Source organism: Cellulosimicrobium cellulans (assembly GCF_001722485.1).
GTDB classification, from domain to species: Bacteria; Actinomycetota; Actinomycetes; order Actinomycetales; family Cellulomonadaceae; genus Cellulosimicrobium; species Cellulosimicrobium cellulans_A.
In genome coordinates this window covers 1-3,577 of record NZ_LWGL01000234.1, presented here as the reverse complement: position 1 = coordinate 3,577, position 3,577 = coordinate 1, and the positions used below count along the sequence as shown (strand labels likewise).

The window sequence follows — 3,577 nt, the reverse complement described above, 5'->3', positions numbered from 1 at the left end:
CGCCCCGGCGCCCCGCTCCGCCACCGCGCCGGTCGCGGCGAGCATGTGCCCGACGCCGTCGGCGGCCCCGGCGAGGCGGCGCGACTCGTCGTCGGGCAGGTCGTCGAGGAGCACGCGCGTCCACCCCTCGGGGCCGAGGACGAGCGGGACGCCGAGCACGCCGCGGAAGGGCGCCGGCTCGCCGCCCCGGCCGTCGGCGAGCGCGATCTCGCCGTCGAGCGCGACCTGCCCGGCGACGACGATCTCGCGCCCGTCGAGCACGGTGTCGACGAGGTCGACGGTCGCGCTCGCCGTCCCGGCGGGCGTCTTCGCGCCGGACTGGTGCGTCATCCAGGGACGCGTGACGGCCCGCAGGTCGGCGGGCCACGTGTCGATGAGGTCGAACGCGGCACCGATGTCCTCGACGGCGAGGGCCGCGAGCTCGCGCTTCGCGGCGGCGATCTCGCCGGGCAGCACGTCGAGCGTCCGGCCCCGGCGCAGCCCGTCGACGGCGCGCCGGCGCTCGCTGAGGTCGAGCCCGCTGACGCGCACGGTCGACCACAGCGGCACGGCGTCCTCGCCGTGCTGGCCCGCGACGAAGCCGCCCACGCGGTGCCGCCGCACGCCGAGCTCGAGCGCGACCTCGCGGCGGAACCGCAGCGTGTCGAGCCAGGCGCCCATGCCGATGACGCGGTGCCGGCCGAGGCGCTCCGCCATCACGGCGACGCCGAGCTCGACCGGGTTGGTCACGACGATGACGACCTCGTGGCCCGACCCGTGGCGGGCGATCGCGTCGGCGTGCTCGGCGAGCACCGCGCGGTTCGTCTCGGCGAGCAGGCGCCGGTCCGGGTCCGCTCCCGCGCGCGCCGGCGCGGTGATCCCGGCCGCGACGACCACGACGTCCGCAGCGACGTCCGCGGGGGAGTGCGCGACGTCGAGCAGCGGCGCGTGCTCGTCGTAGGCGTCGACGAGGTCCGCGCGGAGCCCGTGCACCGCGCGCTCGGACGCGCCGCCGGCCCGGCCGACGAGCTGGAGCCGCGACGTCGGCGCGAGGACCTGCCGCTCGACGAGCTGTGTGCACACCTGTCGTCCGACGTCACCCGTCGCCCCGATCACCGCTACGTCCACCCGGGCAGCGTACGACCCTGCCCCGCACGTCGTGCCGCTCGGGGCGCTCGTCCTCGACGAGGAGATCTTCCTGTGCGCGGGCGAGGGGACGCGCAAGATCCGCAACGTGCGGCGCGACCCGCGGTGCACGCTCACCGTCGCGACCGAGCCGTTCGACCTCACGGTCGAGGGGACCGCGGAGCGCGTCACGGACCCGGTGACGCTCGAGCGCGTGGCCGCGGGGTTCCGCGACGACGGCTGGCCCGCGCACGTCGACGGCGACGCCCTCACGGCCGAGTTCAGCGCGCCGTCGGCGGGCCCGCCCCCGTGGTCGGTGTACCGCGTCGCGCCGACCCGCGTGTTCGCGTTCGGCGCCGCCGAGCCGTACGGCGCGACGCGGTTCGACGTCTGAGGCCCCGGCGCGCGGCGAGCGTCAGGCGAAGCTGATCTCCGCCGCCGCCTCGACCATCGCGTCGACGACGGCGCTCACGACGGGCCTCGGCTCGTGCCGGGTCGCGCGGTGGCGCGCCACGAGCCGGCGCGAGCCGAGGCCGGGCAGCCCGACGACCGTCACGCCCTCGGGCACCTCGTCGGCCGCACCTCCCTCGACGGCGAGAGCGGGCAGCATCGCCACGCCGAGGCCCGCGGCGACGAGCGAGAGCGCGACGTCGAAGTCGTAGTAGAGGTGCTGCGTGCGCAGCGTGCCGCCGAGGCCGTGGGAGAGCCTGCTGAGCGCGCGCGCCGCGGCCGTGTGGGGCTGGGCCGCGATCCAGACGGCGTCGCGCACGTCGTCGAGACGCGCGGGGGTCGGCATCGTGGCCGGCACGACGAGGCGCCACGGCTCCTCGAGGAGCACGACCTCGTGCGTGCCGCGCGGCGCCGGGCTCTCCGCGGCCTCGAAGTCGCGCTCGAGGAGCACGACGTCGAGCTCGCCCGCGCGCAGCAGGCGCAGCGCCTCGGCGGGCTCGCGCTCCTGGACGCTCAGCTCGACGCCGGGGGACTCCTCGGCGATCCGCTGGGCGACCGGCGCGACGACCGCGCGGATCGCGGACTGGAACGCACCGAGCGTGACGCGGCCCGTGACCTCGTCGCTCAGCGCGGCGAGCTCCTTGCGCGCCTCGACGAGCTCGGCCTCGATGCGCTCGGCCACGTCGGCGAGCACGCGACCCGCCGGCGTGAGCGTCACGCCGCGAGGCCCCCGGTCGAGCACCGTGACGCCTTCCTCGGCCTCGAGACGCTGGATCTGCTGGGAGACCGCGGAGGGGGTAACTCCTAGGAGATCCGCGGCCGCGAGCACACCTCCGCCGCGGTGCACGGCAAGGAGGACGGCAAGCCTGCGTGGGTCTGTCGCCATGTAGCCATACTAAATGACCACTCAAGTGTCATTCGATTGTGCTGAACGTCGAGAGGACCCACACTTGTGCGTGGCGCCGGCCGGCACTCCTCCAACGTGGGGGCCGGCGCCAGAGCTTCGTCCTCCCCGCGCCACCAGCCACAAGCCCGGAGCGCACAGCCACCGCAGCGTCGCGGAAACCTCTCCACCCACCCTTCGTTGCACCCGGAGTATCGCTGTGCTCGTCACCCTCGACACCTTCGTCATGATCCTCGGATGGGTCGGCGCCGCCGCCGGCGTCGTCGCCTACGCCATGGTCAGCCGCGGCCGCTGGACCCCGTCCTCGGCACACTTCCAGCTCACCAACCTCGGCGCGGCGGGCCTCATGGGCCTCGTCGCCGCGGCGAACGGCGTGTGGCCGTCGGTCTTCGCGAACCTCGTCTGGATCGTCATCGGCGTCCAGGCCGTCGTCCTGCTCGTCCGGGCGCGCCGTCGTCGTCTCGCCGAGATCGCCGAGCCCGCCCCGCAGGACGTCGAGCTCGTCGCCTGACGCGTGCCCCGCTCAGCGCGTCGGGGCCTCGTCCCCGTCGCGCTCGACCACCACGTCCACGACGAGTGCGCGGTGGTCGGACAGCCCGGTGTCGATCGCGACGGCCGGCCCCGCGGGAGCGATGCGTACGCCGGCCCCGGGATCGGCGAGCACGTGGTCGATCTGCCGCACCGGGTCGTCGACCGGGTGCGTGAGCGCGTCGCCGAGCGGCGCGAAGCCGCTCAGCTCGGCCGGCTCGGGCGCGCGGAGGTTGAGGTCGCCGAGCAGCACGAGCGGGCGCGGCAGCCCGGCGCACGCGTCGACGAACGCACGGAACTGGTCCGCGGTGAACTCCGGGCGCGACGTCGTGTGCGTGCCGACGACCGTCAGCGGCCCCCACGGCGTCGCGACCCGGGCCGCGAGCGCCGCGCGCGGCTCGTCGGGCACGACGCGCACCGGCCAGCGCGAGCCCGGCTTCCCGCGCCGGAAGCGGGAGCGCCACGGCATGCGCGCGAGCTCGTGCCGCGACCAGCGCTCGACGGGGTAGCGGCTCACGAGACCGATCCCGTACGTGGGCACGCCCGTGACGCGGGGAGCGCCCCGCCCGGGCCGCGCCGTCGGGCGACGCG

The 3,577-nt window shown here is 76.1% G+C and carries 5 protein-coding genes; 2 read left to right on the top strand and 3 right to left on the bottom strand.

Going from position 1 to position 3,577, the window contains the following annotated elements; all coding sequences use genetic code 11:
* A partial coding sequence (locus tag JZ5iCDA_RS16225; RefSeq protein ID WP_083260100.1) for a lactate/malate family dehydrogenase occupies positions 1-1,107 on the bottom strand: 1,107 nt, incomplete at its 3' end.
* Between JZ5iCDA_RS16225 and JZ5iCDA_RS16220 the strand changes: the two genes are divergently transcribed.
* Positions 1,055-1,498, top strand: a complete 444-nt coding sequence (locus tag JZ5iCDA_RS16220) for a pyridoxamine 5'-phosphate oxidase family protein (protein WP_083260099.1) — start codon at positions 1,055-1,057, stop codon at positions 1,496-1,498. The genes JZ5iCDA_RS16225 and JZ5iCDA_RS16220 overlap by 53 nt on opposite strands.
* A gap of 21 nt (positions 1,499-1,519) precedes the next feature.
* On the opposite strand, the gene JZ5iCDA_RS16215 is transcribed toward JZ5iCDA_RS16220, so the two are convergent.
* Positions 1,520-2,440 carry a LysR family transcriptional regulator gene (locus JZ5iCDA_RS16215; protein WP_069388076.1) on the bottom strand — a complete coding sequence of 307 codons (921 nt, stop codon included), beginning with the start codon at positions 2,438-2,440 and terminating at the stop codon, positions 1,520-1,522.
* A 217-nt stretch (positions 2,441-2,657) separates the two neighbouring features.
* On the opposite strand from JZ5iCDA_RS16215, the gene JZ5iCDA_RS16210 reads away from it, so the two are divergent.
* On the top strand, positions 2,658-2,969 hold the full coding sequence (locus JZ5iCDA_RS16210) for a CBU_0592 family membrane protein (RefSeq protein WP_139123175.1): 312 nt from the start codon (positions 2,658-2,660) through the stop codon (positions 2,967-2,969).
* A gap of 12 nt (positions 2,970-2,981) precedes the next feature.
* Here JZ5iCDA_RS16210 and JZ5iCDA_RS16205 read toward each other — a convergent pair.
* Positions 2,982-3,577: endonuclease/exonuclease/phosphatase family protein (locus JZ5iCDA_RS16205; RefSeq protein ID WP_216093469.1), on the bottom strand; the 596-nt coding region annotated here is incomplete at its 5' end.

Bases quoted from the DNA above. Each gene is read 5' to 3' on its own strand.
- JZ5iCDA_RS16215 (WP_069388076.1), bottom strand. From the start codon at position 2,440: ATGGCGACAGACCCACGCAGGCTTGCCGTCCTCCTTGCCGTGCACCGC.